Genomic DNA, 23,771 nt, shown 5'->3' on the forward strand with positions numbered 1-23,771 from the left:
AAGTTTTTTGTATTTTTATTTAAAATTCGTAATCAAAACTTCTCTTGTTATAGTATTTTTATTTTTTACCTGATAATTTGAATTATAATAATTAAAATCAAGATAGTTTACAAAAAAATTGTTTTTTGAGCACCAGTTCTTTAAAATTTTATTTTCATTCCCTTTATGTTCTATTACATTTGAAAGAGCGAATCTAATTGTTCTTTCATTACAATTTTCTAAAAATTTCAATAAATCCTTTTCATCATTTTCAGTCCAGGAATTATTTTCATTATAACTTGCTTGACCCAATAAATACGGTGGATCAAGATAAAAAAAAGTGCTTTTACTGTCAATTTTATCTAAATTTATATCACGAAAATCCATATTCTTAAATTTTGTTTCAGCTAATTGTAAATTGTAAATAAAATTTTTTAGTTTTTTTCGTAAATTAAAATTAAAATCCCTTTTTCCAACAGGTAAATTAAATTCATTTTTCTTATTAAATCTAATCTGATTATTAAAAGAATAAAATATTAACAATAAAAATAATATTTCCTTTTTTTTATTATTATAATCTTCTCTTAATCTCAAAAATTTTTCTTTATTGTATTTTCCTAAACCATCATAAGAATTACATCCATAATATTCATAGCCATTTTTAAAGGAGTTACTTAAACCATAATACTCTATTTTTTCTTCAATTTTTTTTTCCAGATTTTCGTAATTCTGTTTTTTCAAAAACTTTAGCAATTTTATTAATTCCTTATTTTTATCAATTCCAATTATCTTTTTTGCATTAAAATTTGCTCCTACATTAAAACCCCCACAAAAAATATCATAAAAAACATCAATGTTTTTAGGCATTTTTTCAAAAATCTGTTTCAATAATTTAAATTTTCCACCTGTATAATTAAGTGGTGACTGAACCATATTTTTCTTTATATTTTCTAATATAAAAAGTTGGTTTTCTTCTGCTACTGTATTCTCTTCTGTTATATTATTTATAATATTTTCTTTACTATTTTTCTTATTTTTTCCAACTTTCTTTACCCTACAAAAAAATACTCTTTCTGTATGATTTTTAATATTTGTTTTGCCGACTGTAAATGGACTAAAATCCTTTTCAAAAACTGTAACTTCTCCCTTAGATTTTAATATTTCCAAAATTTCATTATCGTTAATTCTTGCATTTGAACGAGAATTTGCCTTTTGTTGAGTATTATTATATGAAAAAAGAATATATTTTGCTTCAATATTTTTAATCAACTCTTCTAAAGTCTGTTTAGCACTCGATAAACAATATTTACTTTTTATATGAGTTCTATCCATTTTTTTAGCAATTCCAAAAACCTCAGGTTTACTATTTGTTGCTATATTTTCTAAAAAATGATAAGCATCACTATACTGCCTTGAATTATATGGCGGATCAATATACACAATATCTGCTTTAATTTTTTTTACCAATTCATTTGCATCCATACAAAAAATTTTATTGTTTTTATTATTTTCATTTTCAATTTGAGGAAATTTCAAAATCAATTCTTTTTCCAAATCTCCATTTTTTCTGTATGCATCATAATGTCCCACTGTATTAGCAATTCTATCAACAGCATATATCAAAGATGTTATTAATATTGCCTTCTCTCGTTTATTTATTTTTTTTTTCTCAAATAAATCATCAATATCATCTCTTATAAATCCAACTTTTTTTAAATTTTTCTCACTTAAATATGTATCTTTAAAATTTTCAGAATAATAATTGTTATTTTTAACAATCTTTTCATTATATTTTTTCATGATCTCAATCAATTTTTTTTCATCATATTCCAAATTTGAAAAAAAACATTCATAAGAAAAATAATTACATCTTAGCAAATCATTCAGTACAACATCATACTTTTTATTAAAATAATCTGCTACAACTCCTGTTCCTGCAAATAAATCTAAAAATATCTTACAATTTTTTGTATTTTCCTGCACTATTTTTTCAATAAATTCTAATAATTTATATTTGCTTCCTAAGTATCTTCTATTATATATTTTAAATCTTTTCAACATTTTCTCCTTTTACAGAGTTATTCCACGTGTCTTCGCACCAATTTCTGCCAATAAATTCTATTTTGCTGTAATTCTCAAAAACTTTATTTATAAAATATTTATAATTTATATTATTTTCAAGCAAATAAACTATCTTATCTATTGTCAAAGAATAAATCTTTATTCCATTTGTATATTTTTCTCTTTTTTGCGTTGATTGAAGTCGAATTTGCGAAGTTGCTCTAAAAATATTAATTACATTCATATCCAATTCATTTGCAACAAAAAAAGTATATGTTTTTTTATTTCCTTCCATATTTTTTATTGTCAAATTCGTTGTATGGCGTATTACAGGCTCAAGTTCTCCTCTTTTTTGAGTATTTCTATCCATCAATGTCGCCTCAATCATAACATCAAAATCTGAATATTCCGCAATTATGTCACCATCACCACCTGGAGCATGTGAAAGTGGAAATCCGTCTCCATCAAGTGACAATTTTAGACTTTTCTTTAAGTTAAACTCTTTATTAGAAATCCTATGCCAGGCAATTCCCAGCATATACTCAAAAATAGTGGGAATTTTTGCATTATCTGTAACTTCTTTTAAAATTTTTTCATCATTTTCCCTATTTTTAAACAAATTTAATATGGTACAGACTTTGTCATTTGAAAATCTTTCTTCCAATTTTTTCTCAAAATCTTCACCTATTTTGTCTGAAAAATGTTCAAAAATTGATATTTCTTTTGGAATATTATTTTCTTTTCTTAGTTTTTCTATAAAACTTTCAATTCTCTCTTCTGATAAATCAAAAATCTCTGAAAATGAAATATTTTTATGAAAATTATCTTTGACTACTTCATTATTTAACTTTTTCATACCTATAATTTCTGAAAAAATATTTTTACTCAACCATTTATACGATAAATTTACCAGTCCATTCTCAAAACTAATTATTCCTGAAAGATTAAATGTTCTAATTGTCATATCATTGTATTCAAAAATCAAATCATAGTTTTTAGAATCTCGAAATAATTCATAAAATAATTTATTGAACTCTTCAATATTTTTAGCTTCAAATATCGTTTCTTTATTCTCTTCAAAAAATTCCTTTAACGTCTTACAAAATTTAAATGGAACTTTATTATATCCGAAAGCCTTTTTTATACTCCCTTTTTTACTTATTTTTTCTAATTTTTTATATGTCTCCAAATTTCTATTTTCAAAAAAACTTAAAGATACCTCATAAAATTCAAAATAATCTTCTATTTTGTCTTTACTTTTTCTATTTAAAAAATATTTTTCAAATTTTTCTTTTGAAATTCTATACTTTTCTTCAAATTTTATTTCTGAAGCTTCTTCCTGTATATATCTTGAAACATATTCACCAAAACTCATATTTTTACTTTTCACTAATTTATATTTATCTAATGTTTCTCTATATTCTTCGTCTGTTTTACCAGCTCTGATTAAAGATAAAATTGTACAAAATTCCTTTTGTGGAATATCATCAAATTTACTAAGTAAATAAATTCCCATTCTAAATGGATAAATGTAATTTTCTCCTTCAGATTCATAAACTCTCAATTTCAATAATTGTCTTAAAAAAATAATGTTGTCTGCTGATAAATTAAATAATTTTTCAATATCATCCTGTTTTGTATCTCCGTCTAACAACGCTTCTCCAACTTCTGTTATTTTTCTTTTTTCATCTACAAGTCCAATTTTTACAAGTGCATTTGTATAAGTTCTTCCTCTTTTTTTCTGTTCCAAAACAAAATATTCCAGCAAACTTCTATAATCTTTAAGTATTTTATTATTTTCATATCTCTTATCTTTATATTTTTCAAAAATACTTTCTTTAAATTTATCAGATATAAAAGAATAGTAATCCCCATAAAATGTATCATTTATCAATCCACTTTTAGCAACATATTGATAAAAAATCATTTGTGAACTATTCTTCGTATCCCATTCTTCCAATTGTTCCGTAATTCCTTGCAACATTACTTTATAATCATCTAATAAATTTTTTCTTCTAAAACTTGTATCCCCTAAATTCATTACAGAATCTTTATTCTGTAGCTTCATTTTTTTCACTCTCCCATTCAAAATAAGCTTCTACAATACTATTATTTGAAATATTATCATTATTCTTAATTTTAGAAAAAATATATTCTCTCACTAATTTTATTAATTTTTTATTATCTTTTTCTAAAAGATTTTTTATTCTTATTTTTGAAAATTTCTCTAACTCATTTTCTGTAAATTCAGAATAATCAAAATTTTCTTGATTTAATATGTATTTCCATAATATCTCTGACTCATATTGTTCCAACGATTTAAAAAATTCCTTATTTTTATAGTTTTTTAATTTTTCTATAAAAGAAATCGGTAATCTATTATTTAAACCTGATTCTAATAAAAAATAAAAAATCTTTTCTTTTTCTGATGTATAGCTTATTAAATTATTTATATCTATATCTTTTTTTTGAAAAATTCTATCTAATTCTTCCAGTATTTTATCTTCTGTTTCTGGAATAAAGTCAATAAATTTTTGATTCAATAAAAAACTATAACTTTCTATATCTAATGTCTCTTTTATTTCTTTTAGTATTTCATTTTTTAACTCTTCAAAATATGTTTCATCTATTACTCTTAAAAAATAACCTTTTATTTTTAAATTATTTTTATTAATAAAGTTTTCTATTCTATCATTTTTTGAAATTTTTGGTATTTCTTTTTCTTCAAAATAATATGTAATATAATCTAATAAATTTTTATCTATTCTATTCCTATCAATTGAAAAAATCTTTTCTAATACCTTATCAAAAAACTCTTTATTCAAATTTTGAAAATTTTTATAAATTATTATTCTAAAATTATCTACTATCCCTAAAACATAATTATTTTCAAAAAAGATATTGCTATTTTTATCGTTTAATATTATATCAACTAATTTTTGAAATTGGGATTCCATTAAATCTAATTTTGAAATAATTAGTAAAATACTTTCCAAAGTATCTATTTTTTGCATAAATTCTTCATCATTTTCTTCTATCCAATCAAATATATTTTTTAGTAATACAATTAACCTGTCCAAAATTTCTTCTTTGCATTTTAAATCCTTTATCATATATTCATTAAATAACTTTTTCAAATCACTGTAACTTAATTCTAACATCATAAAAAAATCAAAATATTCAAATTCTTCTAAAAGATTTCTATTTTTAAACATTTGATTTTTAACTTCAACATTCTTATTTGTTGTATACGACATAAGTAAAATTTCAATATATTTTTTCATAAATTCTGAATAAGGAGAAAACGAATTTCCAAATATTCCATTTAAAGAACAAAAATAGAATAAATCTCTTGACAAAATCATAGCTTTGTATAATGGAGGCGTCCCCCCCACATATGAAGTTCTTTTTTCTTTTCTTACTTTATCAAATAATCTATTTATTTCCTTATTTATAGCTTCTAAAGTTGAATATTCAAATATTTCATTAAAAAGTTCCGTTTCATATTTAAAATATTCAAAATACTTATCTTCCAAACTTTCTTCTATACTTTCAAAAGTTTTATTTAAATTTTCTTCTGTATGTGTTATTTCGATAAATCCAATAATACTCAATATAAAGTTATCCCAAACTAATTTTTCATTTTTACTATTAAAATTTTCTTTTTCTTCTATCATACTTTTTATTATTTCTTTTGCTTTATTTATTTTTTTAAAAAATAAATATCCATATACAATTACATATTTGTTAATATTGTTATTTTCTTTGTATTCTTCTACTAAATTCTGAAAATTTTCGTAATCATAATCAAAAATTATTTTTAAAAATTTTTCTTCTACTTCTATTTTTTCTTCTAAAATATTTTTTTGTTCTTTTCTCTTAGGAGTAATTCCTTTTTCAGAAAAAGGAATTAGTATTTCCTTCTCACTTCTATTTATATTTTGGACAACTTTTTTTATCCTTGATTTAAAAAGTATCTCTTCGTATTTTTCTATATCTTTAAATTCTAATTTTGTATTCAAAATTCTTTTCCAATCTTTATCTATATAAATCTCAGAAAATTTATCAAGTTTTTTCCAATTATGTTTTGTTAAATAATTTAAATTTTTATATATTTCAAAATTTTTTTCTTGCCTCACATTCTCTTTTTCATTATAAATATTTAATAAAAACTCAGTCAAAGTTTTTTCATAATCATAATCAACTCTTCCTTTTTTATCTGCATACAAAATCTCATCATTATTTTTAGTTAAAAGCTTTAATGAAATTCTATTTATTTGCTCACCGTTTTCTTCTTCTTTATCATCTTTTTCCGTAAATTCAACAAGAAATGCTTTTCTAGTTTCTTCTTTTAAAATCTCTTTTATCCAATTCATAATTTGCTGTACATTTGTATCATTGTATGAATAACCTATAAACAGTATTGTATTCGTTGTAAATAATCCTTTTATAAGAGTTGAAATTAATTGAAAATTCTTTTCGTAATTATCATAATCACTTTTTTTCAAAACTATATTTTTATTTTTAAAATCGCCATGCATTTTTATAAGCATTTTATTTGAACTAGTATATGGTAAATCTTCATCCTTGCTTACAACCTGTAAATTTTTTATTTCATCTTCAATCAATGTATCATAATTAGTTGTAATTATATAAGTTAAATCCATTTTTTTTAATATTCTATGAACAGAATTAGGAACATATTTCCCTAAAAATCTTTTTTCTGCAATTTCATAATATTTTAAACTACCGTATCTTTCAAAAACTTCTTCTGGTATGGTTAAGTATTCTTTTGATGTAAATTCTTTTATTCCTCTATATTCTGCATAATCTTTTATTAATTCTTTCCAATCTGGCAATCCACTATTTTTAGAAACTCCTGCACCAACAAAAACTACTAACTTTCCTTTTTCTAATTCTTCAGCTAAAAATCTAATATCTTGTTCTAACACTTTTTCTCCCTTCTCTATTCCAAACTCTCCAACTCCCCACTCTTCAAATCCCACTCTTCCATCTTCTCCATCTCTTCTTCTTCCAGCTTGTCCAACTTTTCCTGCACTTCCATCAGTTTTTCCATATTGTTTTCTTTTCCAGCCTTTTCGTATTCAGTGTTTAAATTTTCTCTCATTTCTGTGATTTTTTCCATTTCCTTTTCCAGTTTTTCAATATCACGTTTCAATTTTGCGATTTTTCTTGACTGTTCCTTCTGCTCCTGATATGAAAGTTTTTTCTCTTCTTTCGTTTCAATGTCTGTTCCTTGAGAAGCTGTTTTTGCTGTTTTTAGGCTTTCTTTATAGTCTTCGTAATTTCCTTTGAATTTTGTAAGTCCGTTTTCGTCAAGGCAGTAAATTGTGTTGCAGATTGTATCTAAAAAGTGTCGGTTGTGGGAAACGACTAGCATTGTTCCGTCAAAATCCTCCAAAGCATCCTCCAGCACTTCGATGGAATAAACATCCAGATGGTTTGTCGGCTCATCTAAAATCAGAAAGTTGGCTTTTTCCATATAAAGTTTCAAAAATGCCACACGAACTCTTTCTCCACCACTTAGCATACTGATTTTTTTCTGCACATCATCTCCTGAAAACAAAAATCCACCTGCGAGTGTTCGCAAATATTCTTCTGTCAAGTCAAGTGAATTGTTTATTTCCTGTAAAATCGTATTTTCTCGTGAAAATTCATGATGATTCTGATCATAATATCCGATTTTTAGCCTTGTTCCAAACTCAATTTCCCCTGTATCCTTCAGCAACTTATCCAAGAGTATTTTTAGAAGTGTAGATTTTCCAATCCCATTTTTTCCAATAATTCCAACTCTTTCCCCACGGAAAAGTTCAAAATTTATATTATTCAAAACTTTTTTCCCATCAAAGCTTTTAGACAAGTTTCTAACTTTCAACACATTTTCCCCGCTCATTTTAGCCGCTTCAAATTTTAGCCTCATTCTTTGCGGATTAAATACAGGATCTTCCATTCTCTCGATTCTATCCAGTATTTTTTGTCGTCCTTTCGCCTGCCTTGCCTTTATTCCAGCTCGAAATCTGTCAATGTATTCCTCCATTTTCTTAATTTTTTCCTGCTCCTTCTCATATCGCTTGATTTCCCCCTTCAAAATCATCTCTTTTTGAAGAATAAACGACGAAAAGTTTCCATCATACTTGTGTAATTTTTTATTTTCCAACTCAAAAATTTTTGTACAGACATTATCCAAAAATATTCTATCATGAGAAACAAGCAAAAACGCCTTATTATACTTTTTCAAATAATCCTCAAGCCACTCAATCGAAATCAAGTCCAGATGGTTTGTCGGCTCGTCCAGAATCAGCAAGTCAGGTTCAGACAAAAGAAGTTTTGCAAGCGAAACACGTGTTCTTTCCCCACCGCTCAAATCCTGCAATAACAAATTCTCATATTCCCCAGTAAGTTCAAGCCCTGTAAGCACCTGCTTAATCTTGTATTCAATCTCATAACCATTTTTTGCCTCATAAATAGAAGAAAGTTCAGCAGATTTGTTAATCAGCTTTTCCATTTCATCCTCGTTCGCTGTTCCTAAAAGCATATTAACCTTCTGAATCTCATCCCAGATTTTTCTCTCTTCCTCAAAAATAGTCATCATTTCCTCGTAAATCGTATTTTTTTCATCTGAAAACTCTGTATTCTGCGACAAATACCCAATTTTTGTAGCCCCACTTTTCACAATTTCCCCAAACTCATTAAGATTATTCTCATTCCCATCAATCCCCTCTTCCCCCAAAAGCATCCTGATAATTGTAGACTTCCCAGCCCCATTTACCCCCACAAGCCCAATCTTATCTCTTTCTTCAATCGTAAAATTAACATCTCTCAAAATATATTCCCCCGCAAATTGCTTATATACCTTGTTAAACTGAACTAAACTCATTAAATTTCCTTTCCTTTTATCCGTTATTTATCAAATTATTTTTATTTAAATTTATTTTTAAATTATATCATTTTTGATATTTGTTTACAATGTTTGTGAAATTTTTGAAATCATATAAAATACAACAAAAATAAAAAAAGACTCCATTCAATAAAGAACAAAGCCTTTTTTCATAAATTTTACTTCTCAATTCCCAAAACTTTGCAATTTCTCACAAATAAAAACGAAATATACTCAATTATTATCTCAGATTTAGCAACAAAAATTCCAGTCATTTTATCTATTTCTTTTAAAATTATTTTCTCGTTATCAAATCTTTCAATTATCCCAAATTTTTCAGAATATGATTTCTCATACTCAAAATGCACTAATATTTTATTTTCAAAGCACTTTTTCAAAACTTCTTCTATTTTCATTTTTACAATATTTGGAAAAATTTCTTCTAAATTTATATCTTTTGTTTCTATTAAATTCATTCTATCATTAATTTCTTCAATATCGGACATTTTTAATATCGTAAATTTATAATCGCCAAAAAATAAATCCTTTTCATAAATCAAAATATAATTATTATCTTGAAAAATAATATCACCTAAAACATCGTCCAAATCATAAACTTTTATCAATTTATTTTTTTTAATTTCGCTATCTTCTACAATAATATCTTTTATAACGTTTTTTCCTGCTCTTATAATTTTTACTCCGTATTTTCTTATAATTTCTTCTTCGTTTTCATCTTCTTCATCACAAAAATGAAACCAAAAAAACTCATCTGAATTTTTAATTAAATAGCCATTGTTATTCCAATCTCTGTCATAAGAAATTTGCAATCTTATTTTATTTTTTACAAAATATTCAAATAAATATTCAAAAAAATTATCTTTTCTTAAAATAAGAGTTTTTCCCCCATTAGAAAGTCTCTCTTTTATATTTTCCTTCATTAATTCTAAATACCACTTTTTTCTTCCTAATTTCTTCAATTCTTCATCTTTTAAAAATTTGTAGCCTTCATACTTTCCATACGGATTAATAGATGTAAAAATATGAAAGTTATTACTGTTTCCAATATAATTCCCAACAGAAAATCTATCTCCTAAGCGTGAATATTCCAGCAACTCATCTTTCCCAATTTTTTCTAAAATCTTTTTCATAAAATTCTCCCATCATCAATCAACAAAGTTTCCAAAATAAATATTTCTCTAAATTTATTTCAATTCATCTTTATTTTCATCTGCTTTATCATCAACATTCTTTTCCTTATCCACATTTTGTTCATCAGAATCTTCATTTTTTCCTTTATCAGAATGAATAACGTATCTTGAGCCTGAAAACATTATTTTTGAAAACATGCTTTTTATTCGGCTGCTTCCTCCAGGATACACAAATGTTTTTTCAAATGAATAAACTCTCGTTAATTCCAGCAATGAAAATAATCTCAAAATAAATCCTATAACAAAGGCAAATCTTATTGTGTAAAATTGTTCCCCAAAAATATAAATTACTCCGTTATTTATGAATTTTCCCAGCATACCACCGAACAATCCTGCTGATATTGCTGAAAGTCCCGAAACCATAGCATAAGCTCCTACATAAGCATCAGCAGGCTCGCCTGAAACTTCCATCATAAGATTCAGTAAACTTAATGTTATCGCTGTAAATCCTATTGCATCAATTACTGCGGCTGCAAAAAGCATTGACATTTTATTGTCTTGAGTCATTGAAAAATAGGTAAGCACGTAATATGTCGTAAAAAATATTCCCATTCTAAGCATTGTCTTGTTTCCGTATTTATCAGATAATTTACCGTAAACTAGGTAAAGTACACTTGACAATATCGCTGTTAAAACTCCCATTTGGGAAATAAACATTGTATTTACACCAAGTATTTTTATCCTGTAATATTCTGTCATTGGCTTCAGAAATTCCCATGTAAACAGCCATACAGAAGCAAATTTTAAATAAACGACAAAATTTTTATTTTTAAATGCTGTCTTTATGCTCACTTTTTTCATATCGCTTTCTGAATCAGGCACATAATGAAGACACATAAATATTGCTGAACCTATTGCTGAAAGTGACATTGCCGTTGTCAAGATAAGCATTGCATTTTTCCTGTCTGGCATTGACAAAACATACCCATAAAACAAAGTATAAACCACAGTAGACAACGATGAAAACAAATTACGTTTCCCAAAATATTTCCCTCTTTCCCTTTTATCAACAATCTTCGTCATAACAGCTGTCCAAACATTATTTGAAAAAGGTGAAACAAGAGCATAAATAAACATTACCGCAAAATAGACTTCCTGCCTTCTTATATCAAAAAAAACAGCAAAAGGCATAACACAAATAACCAGCCTTGAAACAGTCGCCGCTATTACCATCGTCCTTTTCCTGCTCCCAAGCAGAAGATTTACCCGCTTAGTAAATATCTGCAACAAATATCCTGCTGTTGGCAATGATGATACAATTGATATAAAAAAAGAACTCATATTAAAATAAATCGCCAAGCTCAAAAGCACAAAACTCTGCATTCCTACTATATATCCATTAAAGAACATAACCTCCAGTATCGCATATCTTTTCGTATTTTCTATTGAATGTTCCTTATCCATAATAACTCCTTCACTAAATATCCAAGTTTTTATACCAAAATTTAATAAAAATATTAAAATTTTTTTACATTACACTTTTTATGCCGCTCTAACAACTCCCCTTCCAATAAAAACTCCTGCAACTGACAGCACAACACTCAAAATCGCATATCCCAATGCAATCCAAGTATTCCCTTTCTCAATCAAGTTATATGTTTCCAGCGAAAATGTAGAAAATGTCGTAAATCCTCCACAAATTCCCACTCTCCAGAATAAACTCCAATTCTGTGAAACCTGCTTCCCAGCCACCATCTCAACAACAACCCCAATCAAAATTGCTCCCAAAATATTCGTAACAAAAGTCTGCACAGGAAAACTCACTTTTAAAGGCACAGCACTAATCAAATATCGAAGAATCGCCCCAATTCCCCCACCAATTCCAATCATCAAAAATTTCATTATTTACCATCCTTAATAATTAAAAATTTATCTAAAAAAAAATTAGGCTTTTGTGAGATACCTTTAAAAATAAAATAGTCCCTTTGCCTAATTTCATACTTAATTTTTTACACTTTCTATTTTTTACCGCCAAAAAATTTTCCAACTAATCCCATTACATCATCCATTACGTTTCCATCTTTATTTGCATCCAGCATATTTGTAACCATGCTCATAATACCACCTTCGCCTGTAAAGTTTGCTGCAAGGTTTGAAGTTAAGTTACCAATTCCTTCTGCATCTAGATTATTTTCCTTTTTTTGCTGTCCTAATGCACCTAATACAAGTGGAGCCAACGTTTGTAAGATTTTCATGCTTCCTTGGTTATCTAGTCCGCTTGACTGTGAAACAGCGTTTGCCACATTTTGTGTATTATTTCCAAACAGATGTCCCAAAATTCCTGCTCCATCCTTTAAATCAGGATTTTGTAAATAACTTCCAAGGTTATTTAATATTGAACCATCATGCTGATTTAATGCGTTATTCAACCCTTCTGCTTTTTCACTGTTATTTGCATTTTTATTAACTGCTGCCAATATTGCAGGTAAAGCTGCCGTTACTCCATCTTTTACTTGCGTACTGTTTCCTCCTATCTGTTCTGTCAATTTTCCTAGATCCTGTCCCTGTAAAAGTCCAAATAATGCTTCTAAATTCATTTTACCTCCTAAATTCTATATTATAATTTATTCTATTTTTTCATATCTAAATCTTTTTCATATCAATAAAATCAAATAATATTAAAAGTTTGAACGAAATAATAATTTTTTATTTACAATCCAAGTTTATTTAGATTAATAAATATTTATTTTTTTTCTTTTAGGTTTACTATTTTTTCAGAAGTTCCTTCATTTTTATTATTAAATTTCAGATTTTGAATACTTGTAACTGCATTTTCATTTTCTGATTCTCTAGCAAAAAATATGAATTCACCTGTAATTGAGTCTATTCTTATTCCATATATTATTCCATTTGTATATGATAATAAGCTTGATAGCTCCTTTTCTCTCATGCTTGCTAAGATTTTTGTATAAATTGCTCTAGCTTCAGAGTCATTAATTTTCTCATCAGATACCTGTATAAGATTAACCACCATATTTTCAATTATTCCCAAGTTAGCTCCATCCACCTTGTTAACCTTCAGAAATATACTTGTTGCACTTATCCCGCTATAATCAAGTGCATAAATAGCATCTCCTCTAGAATGTATCTTGGCATAATAATAATTTTTGTTCTCATATACCAGTTTTTCAAAATTTCCTATACTTATCTTATTCTCTTTCGATTTTTTTGTAAAAGTTTCAATTATTTTCTCTATTGAATTATTCGAAAAAACATTTTCTTTTGTGGTTTTATTTTGTACATTATTGTGTTTCTCTTCTTTTTCTTTGCTCTCCTTTTTACTACAACCTATTATAAAAATAAATAAAAAAATTAAAAATAACCCCAATTTTTTATTCAACATTTTTACTACCGCCTAATTTTTATTATATAAAAAAATGTCTTTTTAAATACATTTGATACATTATACAATATAAATCTTAATTTTTCCATATTTTTTCACAAAAAAAGACTATCTATAACAAGTTAAAACTTATTTTAAATAGTCTAAATTTATCAAAAAATAAAATTACTATTATTTTTCAATTTTTGTATAAGGCATCAAAGCGATTTGTCTAGATCTTTTAATTGCTTTAGCAATTTTTCTTTGAACTTTAGCTTCTAATCCTGTTACTCTCGCTGGAGATATTTTACCTTTATCATTCATAAAGTTTTTCAATAATTCAACATTTTTATAATTAATATCTTCTACTTTAAATTTAACTTTTGGTCTTCTTTTTCTTCTTTTAAATTCTGTAACTGGTTTAGCTCTCATTAATTTACACCTCCTAAAAACTTTTATAGTAAATTTTATTTTTCAAAAATATTCAAAATATTTTAATTTACAAAATTTACTTAGTTATTATTAAAACGGAAACTCTTCATCGTCATCCATATCATCGTTATCATTTTCAAATGAATCATTTTGTACTGATTTGCTATTGCTGATGTTATTGTTAAAAGTCTGCTGTTGTTGGTATCCTCCACCATTACCTGAATTTTCAATAAATTCAAAACTATTTACAACAACTCTTGTCATTCTTCTTTTTTCACCATTTTGTTCATAACTGCTTACATTTAATCTTCCTTGAACAAGAATTTTATTTCCTTTTCTAAAATATTCTGCAATAGTTTCTGCTGTTTTTTCCCAAACAGTACAATCAATAAATTCTGCTTCATCTTTTGTTTTTTGTACAGCTAATGTAAAATTGGCAAATGCTTTCCCTCCTGAAGTATATTTTAACTCAGGATCTCTTACCATTCTTCCCATCAGTATTACTACGTTCATAAATTTTCCCCCTATTTTAATATTTTTAACATTTAAAATAACAAAACCTCAAATTTTTATAAGTTTAACCCTCTTATAATAACGCTATTTTAAATTAGTCATTTTTAACAATCATATATTTTAAAATTGATTCGTTAATGTTTAATTTTGATTCGATTTCAGTAAATTTAGTTCCATCTGCTTGGAATGTTGTTAAAACATAGTATCCGTTTTCTTTTTTCTTAATTGGGTAAGCTAATTTTCTATCTCCCCAAATTTCTGTCTTAACTTCAGTTGCTCCAGCAGCTGTCAATGTTTTTTCTACAAATTCAACTCCAGCTTGTTTTTCTTCATCTGTCAATTGTGTAGACAAAATAAACATAATTTCGTAATTTCTCATTTTCTTTCTCCTTTCCTATGGCTTTTTAGCCCTACTTCTGTAAATAGAGCAGGTCTTTTTATTATATCAAAAAAGCCTAATAAAATCAAGTTATTTTCAAAAATTATTATTTAGTATTTGAATACTTCTATACACAAAAATAAAACTATCTAAATTTTATTCAGTAGTTTTATATTGTATTTAGTTTGTAATAACCTTATTATTAGGCTTTTCTTTTTATTTATTAATAAATATCTTTATTCTTCAAAGAATGGAGGTAATACAAAATCCTCTGCATCTTCTTTATTTTCTTCATAATTTTCATCTTCATTTAGATGAATACTCTCGTTATCATTTTCTTCATCTTGATTTTCTGTTTCTAACTTATCTTCTTCAGATGGCGCAAATCTAATAGTATCTGAATTATTAATATTTGTTAAAAATTCTTCTTCAAAATCTGTTGCTACCAATGATACACTTATTGTACCTTCTAACTCGGGTTCCATAATAAATCCCCATAATAAATTTGCCTTAGCTTGTCCAGCTTGTTTAGAAACAGTCTCAGCAACTTCCTGTATTTCCTGCAACCCTATATCTGGTCCTGCTGTAATATTTATTAGTATCTTTCTCGCACCCTCGATTGATTTTTCAAGTAATGGACTGTTTAATGCTTGAGCAGTAGCACTCTTAGCTTTTTCATCTCCATTTGCCTCTCCAAATCCTAACATTGCAATACCTGAGTTTTGCATAATAGATTTTACATCTGCAAAATCAAGATTTACAGTTCCTTGCTTTATTATTAAATCTGATATTCCTTTTATTCCCATTTTCAGAACTCCATTTGCTTCTTTAAAGGCATTCATCAACGAAATATTCATCCCTGGTATCTCAAAAAGTTTATCGTTTGGGATTGCTATTAATGTATCTACATTTTCCTTTAAATTATCAATTCCCATTGCAGCATTATTTTTCTTTAGCGGCCCTTCAAAACTAAATGGCTTTGTTACAATAGCTACAGTTAGAATTCCCATTGCCTTTGCTACTTCTGCAATAATCGGAGAAGCTCCAGTTCCTGTTCCACCTCCCATTCCAGCAGTTATAAATAGCATGTCTGTTCCTTCCAGCACTTCTTTTATTTTTTCTTCAGACTCCTTTGCGGCAATCCTACCTTTTTCAGGATCTGCTCCTGCTCCCATTCCTCTTCCTAAAAGCACCTTTGTTGCCGCCTTTGATCTATCTAAATCCTGCTGATCCGTATTTATTGCTATAAAATCAACAGTTGTTATATTGCTTTCAATCATGTCATTTATTGCATTTCCACCGGCTCCACCTACTCCTACTACCTTGAGTTTTGCCACATTACTAAAGTTATCCATTTTCCCTTTGCTACTTACAAACGCTGGTATTATAAAATTTATTAAAGTAGCCTCTCCTTTCTCTTATTTACTACAATTATTGTTTTACAACAATATCTATGAATCTTAAATCCATAGAAGTTACTGGTCTTTCTTTTTTTATTCTTTCGTATAATTTATATGCATCTTCATATTTTTTATCTGTTACTTGTGTATCTGTTATAATTTTTACATTATTAATTAAAAGTATTTCATAATTTTTTTCAGATTGTCTTATTTCAGAAATCATAGCATAAAAATCTTTATTTTTTATTTTAGAAAGTATTGTTTTTATTGCATTTAAACTTTCATCATTTGTATATTCTATTACAGGAATATTTTTTGAAGGGTCTTCCAAGATATCTCCATAAATGACTAAATCCTTATCTGCAAGAAGAGTTTCATTTCCTTTTTTTACATATACATAAGGCTGCTTCTCTTCCAATGTAACTTCAATTTTGCTTGGAAAAAGTTTTTTTACTGATATCTTTTTTACTCTTACATCTTTTTTTATAAGACTTTCAATCTCATTGGTATTTAAATATACGATATTTTTACCTTTCATCTGTTCAAGTTGTACTATTATATCCTGTTTTAATAGCTTAGAATCACTATTTACTAGGACTTCCTGAACTTTGAAGTAATCTGTGTCAATAAATCTTTTACCAAAAAACATCATTCCTGCCAATAAAAATAGTAAAATCAATACATTAATCGACTTTTTCATATTCAAACTCCATTTTTTCTATTATTATACACTTTTTTTCAATTTTATTCAATATATTAAATAAATTTATTTAAATTTAATTGCGAAATTATTTTGAAACTAAACTTAAAAATTATAGATATTATTCTAAAATTCTTTATCTATACATTTTTTAAATAAATTATTATTAATTTTTTAAAATTATAATTTCTGTTTCCAATTTTATTCCAAATTTTTCAAATACCACTTCTTTTACGTGTTCAATAACTGAAATTATGTCATTAAAAGTTGCATTTCCCAAGTTTGTAACAAAATTTGGATGTTTTGGCGAAATTTCCACGTCTCCAACTCTATATCCCTTTAAACCAGCATCTGAAATTAATTTTGCTGCAAATGTCCCTTCTGGATTTTTAAATGTGCTTCCTAGATTTGGTAAATCTAATGGATGTTTCACTTTTCTTTGTTCTCTTTTATCCTCTGAAGCAGCTTTGTCAAACCCAAACCCAAATTTGAAAAGAGCAGAAATTACAATCCATTTATTTTCTTTTATTTCAGTGGTTCTATATTTAAAGTTCAAGTCTGTTGTCTTAATTTTTACAATTTCTCCATCATTTTTGCAAACTTCCACTTCTTCAATGCAGTCAAAAATCTCTGTTCCATAAGCACCGCCATTCATATTTACAAGTCCACCAACAGATCCTGGAATACCAGTAATATTTTCTAGCCCTGAATAATTATTTTTTTCCATAAAATCTATCAAATCATCCAAGTCCAATCCAGCTTCCACTCTTACCAGATCATAGTCGACTTTTTTTTCTTCAACTATTATATTTTTCAATCTTTTTAATGATAAAAAACTTATATCCAAATTTCCATCATTAATAAGAGTATTTGTTCCATTTCCTAAAAGAAAAATATTATTTCTAGTTTGTAAAACTTCCTTTAATTCATTTTTATCATCTATGAAAATAAGCTCTTTTGCAGTTCCGCCAACTTTCATATTTGAATATTCCTTCATCTTGGCATTTTTTATTATTTCCATTCTTATTTTATTCTCACTTTCTACGAATCTTTACATAAGCATTATTATATTAAATATTTTCTTAATTAATAAATATTTTTGATTTTCTCTATTTCAGATTTATTTTAAGCAGGTAAATCAAGCACCATTTCCCTTCACCCCGCTTGACGCAAAACTTTTTTATAAAAGAAAAATAGAACTCGCTTTTGAATAAGAGTTATTTTAATAACAAGTAAATAAATTCAATTTAAAATATATTTCAAAAGCTCAAACAACTATTTTTTCTAACGAAATTTTGCTTGAAAAAACATACTTTATTCTATACTAACTATCAATTTCCATCTTTTTCAAATCATTTGCAATCTCATGAGCCACTCTCGACACGCTTCCAGCTCCCATAAACACATATGTATTTCCGTTATTTCTATCATTTTTTATAAGGCTTTCTATTTCTTCCTGAGTTTGCACTCTGACATTTCCTCCAATTTTTTCTGCGAGCAATTCTGAACTTACGCCGTAAGTATTGTCTTCGCTTGCCGCATAAATTGGAAGCAGAATCAAGTCGTCAGCATCTTTTAATGAATTTACAAAATCATCAAAGAAAAACTTTGTACGGCTGTATCGGTGAGGCTGAAAAATTACAGTTACTTTGCCTTTTTCAGTATTATGTGCCGCATTAATTGTTACTTTTACTTCTGTTGGATGATGTGCATAATCATCAATTATTCTCAAATTATTGTCATAAATAACTTGGTATCTTCTATTTGCACCTTTAAATTTAAAAATTCTCTCTTTTACTTTTTTCATATTACATTTGAACTCGTGAGCAAAGTAAATCACTGGAAGTGAATTTGCAACATTATGATCTCCAGGAATATTCAAACTAAATGTTCCTAAATCCTCACCTTTTTTTATAACTTCAAAACTTGTTATTCCATCTTCTACTCTTATATTTTTAGCATAAATATCAGCTGTTTCATCTTTTATGCTATACCACACTACATTTTTATTTTTTATATTAAGACCGACTTTTTCAACTGTATCTTTACAAAGTATGGCTATTTTTTCTGTACTATCAATAAACTGTTCAAATGATTTTTTTATATTTTCAAAAGTTCCATGATGATCCAAGTGATCAGCTTCAATATTTGTTACAACAGAATATTTGGGTTTTATGTACAAAAATGAATTGTCACTTTCATCAGCTTCGGCAATAAAATATTCTGAATTACCAATCTGGCTGTTACTGCTTATTTCTGGAATAATTCCCCCAACTACTATAAATGGCTCCTTTTCCAAAAGTGCCACGCTCATCATTGAGCTTGTAGTAGTTTTTCCATGAGTTCCTGCCACAGCAATTCCATCAAATCTATTCATTATTTCAGCAAGTAATTCTCCCCTTTTGACTTTTTTTATATTATTATCTACAATATATTTATATTCAGGGTTTGTTTCTTTAATCGCTGTTGAATATACAAACAAATCTATTCCTTTATCTTTCACATTTTCTTCTATTTGTCCGATATAAACTTTTATTCCCATATCTTCCATATCTTGTGTTACAGACTTTCTTTCCAAATCTGAACCTGCCACATTAAATCCATCTGCTGCCAAAATTTTTGCAAGTCCACTCATTCCAATTCCGTTTATTCCGCTAAAGTATACATTATTCACTTTTGTTAGCATAATTTCCTCCAAATTTTCTTTTCCTTAATTTATTTAATTCCCATTTCATTTACTATTATTTCTGCTGAATTACCTTTTTTCAATGTTTTTACATTTTCACTCATAAATTCCAGCATTGAGGCCTGACGCACTATTGATAATGTTTCGTCTATTGCTTTTTCTACTGTTTCATTTGTAAATATTTTTGCGCCATTTACATATTCCAGTACATCTGCATTTTCTTTTTGTCCAACAAAATCGTATGGAATCAATACTGACGGTTTTTCAAGCTGAATAAGTTCAGAAATTGTAGAAGCTCCAGCACGGCAGATTACAATATCAGAAGCTGCCATGAGCTCTGGAACATTTTCAAAATATGGCTCAACTACTGCTGTTCCAAAATCTCTTATTCTATAAGTCGATGCTTCATAATTATCTTTTCCAGTTGCCCAGAACAATCGTATTCTTCCATCTTCTGTTATTGTTTTCCATTTTTTCACAATAGCTTCGTTTATATTCTTAGCTCCAAGACTTCCACCTATAACAAGAATAACTCTTTCATCATCTTTTATTCCAAGTTTTTGCCTTTCTTCCTGCTTATTTTTCCCATAAAACTCTTCTCTTAACGGATTTCCAGTCACAACAAATTTACTTTTATATTTTTCCTTAATACTTTCAAGCGTATTTTCAAAAGCAATAAATACCTTCTTTGCACCTTTATAAAACCATTTGTTAGCCTGCCCCATGGTATGATTCTGCTCTTGCAAATAATACGGTATTCGTAACACATTAGCCGCTATTAGCACTGGTATTGTTATATAATTTCCAAATGCTATAATTTTTGTAGGTTTTTCTTTTTTTAACAATTTTATTGCACTTATTGTTGCCGTTATCATTTTAATTACTGATTTAACACTTCTTAATGGCAACACATCAAGTCCTATAAATCTAAAATTTTCATTTGGAACAATATCTTTTTCCATTCTATGTTTTGTTCCAATAAATAATGTATCTATACCTTTTTCTCTAACTTTTTTTGCGATTGACAAGGCTGGATAGATATGTCCGCCTGTTCCTCCTGTAGTAAATACTACTTTTTCCATTGTTTATTATTCCTCTCATTTTTCAATTTATTTTTAAAGCTTTGCAAAACTACATCAAATAGTCAACTTCATTCAGCTCATCCAGACTATCTCCCATTTCCTGCTTGTACAATGCTCTTATTATGTTATATGCTATTCCAAGTGCTGTCATTGCTGTAATTATGGAACTTCCACCATAGCTCATTATTGGAAGCGGAATTCCTGTAGAAGGAATTGCTCCACTTACAACTGCTATATTTCCAATTATCTGAGTAGCAAACATTACAAAAATCCCCACTAAAAGATATTTTGCATAGGCATCCTTTATTTTTTTCAAGGTAACTGCCATTATAACAAGCATAGCCAGGTATAGCCCCATAAGGAACACTACTCCTATAAATCCGTTTTCTTCAGCAAATCCTGAAAAAATATAGTCAGTATGTATTTCTGGCAGAAAATTATATTTCTGAAGCCCATTTCCATAAAATCTTCCACTTAGCTTTCCATTTGCTATTGCAATTAAAGAATGATGTGTCTGATAAACAATGCTATCCTTTGAACTGTAGGCCGCTAGCCTGCTTGCCCTATATCCAACCTTTGTTATTGAAAGCCAGCCCCCTATACCTATTAAGGATGTATATACCAATATTACAGAATACTTTATTTCTGAAATAAAAAGATATGTCATTCCAATTATTATGATTTGAGCTGTGCTGCTAAAAGATTTTTCCAGTATGACAAGACCAGCATATATAAAGACTGGTACCATGATTATAAAACTTGATACCCACGGGATTTTCTTTATCCAGTTTATTACTTTTTCACCTTTATTTTTTTTCGCATCTTTACTTTTTAGTATATAAATAATTGTAGAAAGCGTGATAATCAATATTATTTTTACAAATTCTGAAGGCTGTATGGATATTGGTCCTATGGAAATCCAACGTGTCGCTCCCTTCGTATTTTTACCCACTATAAGCACCAGCATTAGAAAAAATATACCTATAGCATAGTAATATTTTGTATATTTTTTGTAGTTTCTATAGTTATAATTTGCTGTAAATACAAATCCTACGCCACCTGCAACTAGCCATCCTGCCTGAAAAGCCAGATAATGATAGCTATTCCCATATTCACTCTGAGACTTAGGGAAACTCAGACTTGCCATCGTTATAAGGCTAAGTGCTGAAAGAATTAAAATTATTATTATAAAACTTGTTCCCAATATTTTTTTACTATTCAATTTTTTCTCCTAAATTACATTTTTTCTAAAAAAATAAAAATTATTTTCCTATAATTTTTTGTGTCAATTCCTTAAAAACTTTTCCTCTATGTTCAAAACTCTTAAATTGACAAAAGCTCGATGTTGCAGGTGAAAACAGTACTGTCTGATTTTGTGAAAAATCCACATTTTCCTTCAAGTAATTTAGTACATTTTCAACTGTTTCCAAATTTTTATAATTTTTATATCCAACCTTTTCCATATCATCAATTAAAATCTGAGCATTATCTCCAATTAAATAGACAAAGTCAACTTTCTCCTTAACTCTTTTAATCAAAGGCATATTGTCAATTTTCTTATCATCTCCACCAAGAATCATAATAATCGAATTATTAAATGAATCAATTGCTTTTAATGTTGATTCTACATTTGTTCCCTTAGAATCATTAATAAACGTTGTATTTTCTTTCACAAAAAAGTTTTCAAGCCTATGTTCAAGAGCGTTCGTTGATTTTAAAAATTCAGCTAATTTTTCATTTTTTACATTTAATATTTTTGCTGAACTTATCAAAAATAACATATTTTCCAAATTATGTCTACCTTTTAATGACAATTCTTCAGTTTTTAACAAAATTTCTGAAATTTCATCAATTTTTTCACCAAAATTCTGAATTTCATCAACCCGTTTACTCAAATCCTTCATTATACGAATATTATTTTCATAAACAAAAACTGTTCCTTTTGTTTCTTTACTCAAATATACTTTTTGAGCCTTTATTTTCTCCTTTATCTCATTTCTTTCATACAGTTCTGCAAAAACTTCATCATCCAGATTAATCAATGCAAAGTCATCATCTGTCTGCTTATCAAAAATCGCAAACTTTGTAATATAATAATCTTCTACCGAATCATATCGTGTCAAATGGTCTGGAGTTAAGTTGATTATTCCAGCGATATTTGAATGAATTTGCGGATTATTTTCCAATTGGTAGCTGCTAAGCTCCAGTACAATATAATCAAGCTCTTCTTCATCAGCCACCAGTTTTGCAAATGAAAAACCTGCATTCCCAGCAAGTTTTGCACGAAACCCAGCAAAATTAAGTAATTCTGCCATTTTAGTAGATGTAGTAGTTTTTCCGTTTGTCCCAGTGAACGAAATAATTTTTATATTTTTATCCACATATTTATAAGCCAAATCAATTTCTGAAATAATCTTAACACCTTTTTCCTTGGCAACTTTCAAAAGTTCTGCCTTCCACGGAATCCCAGGACTTTTTACTATGAATTCAACCTTTTCCTCATTCAAAAGCCTTATTCCTTCTTCCGATGGCATTGCAACCTTATCATCTATCAAATACACTTCATATCCATTTTTTTCTAGCAATTCCTTAGCACCAAGCCCACTTAACCCAGCACCAAATACAATTCCCTTTTTATCCATGTGATTCTTTCCTCTTTCTATTATTTATTTTATATTTCTAAATTCCAAATTCTTAAGTACTCAACTAAATTATTTTTTATAAAAGTAAATTATTGTTAATAAATATTATTTCTTTTATTTTTTATGTTATTTTTTATTTCAACGCAAAGGGGAACAGTCGCCATCCCCTTTGCAATCCCCGCTCGTCTAAGTATTTTTTGAAAACAAAATCAAAACTCGCTACGTGTAACTTCGCTCAAACAATTGATTTTATTTCCAAAAAATCACGACACTTTTAATTTTAATTACGAAAGTTATTTTAATAAATTAAACAAGCAAAATTTCGTTAAAGAAAAAAGAACTGTTTGAGCTTTTGGAGGTATTTTAAATAAAATTTATTTATTTATATTGAAAATAACCTAAGTTCAAAAGCGAGTTTTCTTTTTTCTTTATTAAGAAAGTTTTGCGTTAAGCGGGGTTGTAAGGG

19 protein-coding genes are annotated in these 23,771 nt (G+C 27.7%); all 19 read right to left on the minus strand.

The window, feature by feature from the left end; genetic code table 11:
* Positions 1 to 15: 15 nt before the first annotated feature.
* The 19 genes from HMPREF1552_RS11650 to murD all read right to left on the minus strand — a co-directional run bounded on the left by HMPREF1552_RS11650 (position 16) and on the right by murD (position 23,305).
* On the minus strand, positions 16 to 2,040 hold the full coding sequence (locus tag HMPREF1552_RS11650; protein WP_021744590.1) for a Dam family site-specific DNA-(adenine-N6)-methyltransferase: 2,025 nt from the start codon (positions 2,038 to 2,040) through the stop codon (positions 16 to 18).
* Entirely contained in the window at positions 2,024 to 4,108 is a 2,085-nt protein-coding gene (locus tag HMPREF1552_RS07725; RefSeq protein ID WP_039901416.1) for an AlwI family type II restriction endonuclease, read from the minus strand. Before HMPREF1552_RS07725 ends, HMPREF1552_RS11650 begins: the two co-directional genes overlap by 17 nt.
* Positions 4,092 to 7,046 (minus strand): SIR2 family protein, encoded by a 2,955-nt coding sequence (locus HMPREF1552_RS07730; RefSeq protein WP_021744592.1) that lies wholly within the window; start codon positions 7,044 to 7,046, stop codon positions 4,092 to 4,094. Before HMPREF1552_RS07730 ends, HMPREF1552_RS07725 begins: the two co-directional genes overlap by 17 nt.
* Complete coding sequence (locus HMPREF1552_RS07735; RefSeq protein WP_021744593.1) at positions 7,007 to 8,938, minus strand: ABC-F family ATP-binding cassette domain-containing protein; 1,932 nt, start codon at positions 8,936 to 8,938, stop codon at positions 7,007 to 7,009. Before HMPREF1552_RS07735 ends, HMPREF1552_RS07730 begins: the two co-directional genes overlap by 40 nt.
* Positions 8,939 to 9,117: 179 nt before the next feature.
* Positions 9,118 to 10,089, minus strand: a complete 972-nt coding sequence (locus HMPREF1552_RS07740) for a hypothetical protein (protein ID WP_021744594.1) — start codon at positions 10,087 to 10,089, stop codon at positions 9,118 to 9,120.
* Between the two features lie 54 nt (positions 10,090 to 10,143).
* Positions 10,144 to 11,553 (minus strand): MFS transporter, encoded by a 1,410-nt coding sequence (locus tag HMPREF1552_RS07745; RefSeq protein WP_021744595.1) that lies wholly within the window; start codon positions 11,551 to 11,553, stop codon positions 10,144 to 10,146.
* A gap of 78 nt (positions 11,554 to 11,631) precedes the next feature.
* Positions 11,632 to 11,991 (minus strand): fluoride efflux transporter CrcB, encoded by a 360-nt coding sequence (gene crcB / locus HMPREF1552_RS07750; RefSeq protein ID WP_021744596.1) that lies wholly within the window; start codon positions 11,989 to 11,991, stop codon positions 11,632 to 11,634.
* A 116-nt stretch (positions 11,992 to 12,107) separates the two neighbouring features.
* Positions 12,108 to 12,686, minus strand: a complete 579-nt coding sequence (locus tag HMPREF1552_RS07755) for a DUF937 domain-containing protein (protein WP_021744597.1) — start codon at positions 12,684 to 12,686, stop codon at positions 12,108 to 12,110.
* Between the two features lie 146 nt (positions 12,687 to 12,832).
* Positions 12,833 to 13,492 (minus strand): hypothetical protein, encoded by a 660-nt coding sequence (locus tag HMPREF1552_RS07760; RefSeq protein ID WP_021744598.1) that lies wholly within the window; start codon positions 13,490 to 13,492, stop codon positions 12,833 to 12,835.
* Between the two features lie 171 nt (positions 13,493 to 13,663).
* On the minus strand, positions 13,664 to 13,903 hold the full coding sequence (gene rpsR, locus HMPREF1552_RS07765) for a 30S ribosomal protein S18 (protein ID WP_021744599.1): 240 nt from the start codon (positions 13,901 to 13,903) through the stop codon (positions 13,664 to 13,666).
* A gap of 90 nt (positions 13,904 to 13,993) precedes the next feature.
* Positions 13,994 to 14,416 (minus strand): single-stranded DNA-binding protein, encoded by a 423-nt coding sequence (locus tag HMPREF1552_RS07770; RefSeq protein WP_021744600.1) that lies wholly within the window; start codon positions 14,414 to 14,416, stop codon positions 13,994 to 13,996.
* Between the two features lie 94 nt (positions 14,417 to 14,510).
* A complete protein-coding gene (gene rpsF, locus HMPREF1552_RS07775; RefSeq protein ID WP_021744601.1) occupies positions 14,511 to 14,795 on the minus strand; it encodes a 30S ribosomal protein S6 in 285 nt (94 codons plus the stop codon).
* Between the two features lie 236 nt (positions 14,796 to 15,031).
* A complete protein-coding gene (gene ftsZ / locus HMPREF1552_RS07780) occupies positions 15,032 to 16,150 on the minus strand; it encodes a cell division protein FtsZ (protein ID WP_021744602.1) in 1,119 nt (372 codons plus the stop codon).
* A gap of 76 nt (positions 16,151 to 16,226) precedes the next feature.
* Positions 16,227 to 16,895 (minus strand): cell division protein FtsQ/DivIB, encoded by a 669-nt coding sequence (locus HMPREF1552_RS07785; RefSeq protein WP_021744603.1) that lies wholly within the window; start codon positions 16,893 to 16,895, stop codon positions 16,227 to 16,229.
* 166 nt (positions 16,896 to 17,061) lie between these two features.
* Positions 17,062 to 17,916, minus strand: a complete 855-nt coding sequence (gene murB, locus HMPREF1552_RS07790) for a UDP-N-acetylmuramate dehydrogenase (RefSeq protein ID WP_021744604.1) — start codon at positions 17,914 to 17,916, stop codon at positions 17,062 to 17,064.
* 303 nt (positions 17,917 to 18,219) lie between these two features.
* Positions 18,220 to 19,581: a UDP-N-acetylmuramate--L-alanine ligase gene (gene murC / locus HMPREF1552_RS07795; RefSeq protein WP_021744605.1), complete on the minus strand. Its 1,362-nt coding sequence runs from the start codon at positions 19,579 to 19,581 to the stop codon at positions 18,220 to 18,222.
* A 29-nt stretch (positions 19,582 to 19,610) separates the two neighbouring features.
* Positions 19,611 to 20,663, minus strand: a complete 1,053-nt coding sequence (gene murG / locus HMPREF1552_RS07800; RefSeq protein WP_021744606.1) for an undecaprenyldiphospho-muramoylpentapeptide beta-N-acetylglucosaminyltransferase — start codon at positions 20,661 to 20,663, stop codon at positions 19,611 to 19,613.
* A 49-nt stretch (positions 20,664 to 20,712) separates the two neighbouring features.
* Positions 20,713 to 21,885 (minus strand): FtsW/RodA/SpoVE family cell cycle protein, encoded by a 1,173-nt coding sequence (locus HMPREF1552_RS07805; protein WP_039901419.1) that lies wholly within the window; start codon positions 21,883 to 21,885, stop codon positions 20,713 to 20,715.
* Positions 21,886 to 21,925: 40 nt separating this feature from the next.
* Positions 21,926 to 23,305 (minus strand): UDP-N-acetylmuramoyl-L-alanine--D-glutamate ligase, encoded by a 1,380-nt coding sequence (murD, locus tag HMPREF1552_RS07810; protein ID WP_021744608.1) that lies wholly within the window; start codon positions 23,303 to 23,305, stop codon positions 21,926 to 21,928.
* Positions 23,306 to 23,771: the final 466 nt, after the last annotated feature.

The organism is Leptotrichia sp. oral taxon 879 str. F0557 (assembly GCF_000469385.1).
GTDB lineage: Bacteria > Fusobacteriota > Fusobacteriia > Fusobacteriales > Leptotrichiaceae > Leptotrichia > Leptotrichia mesophila.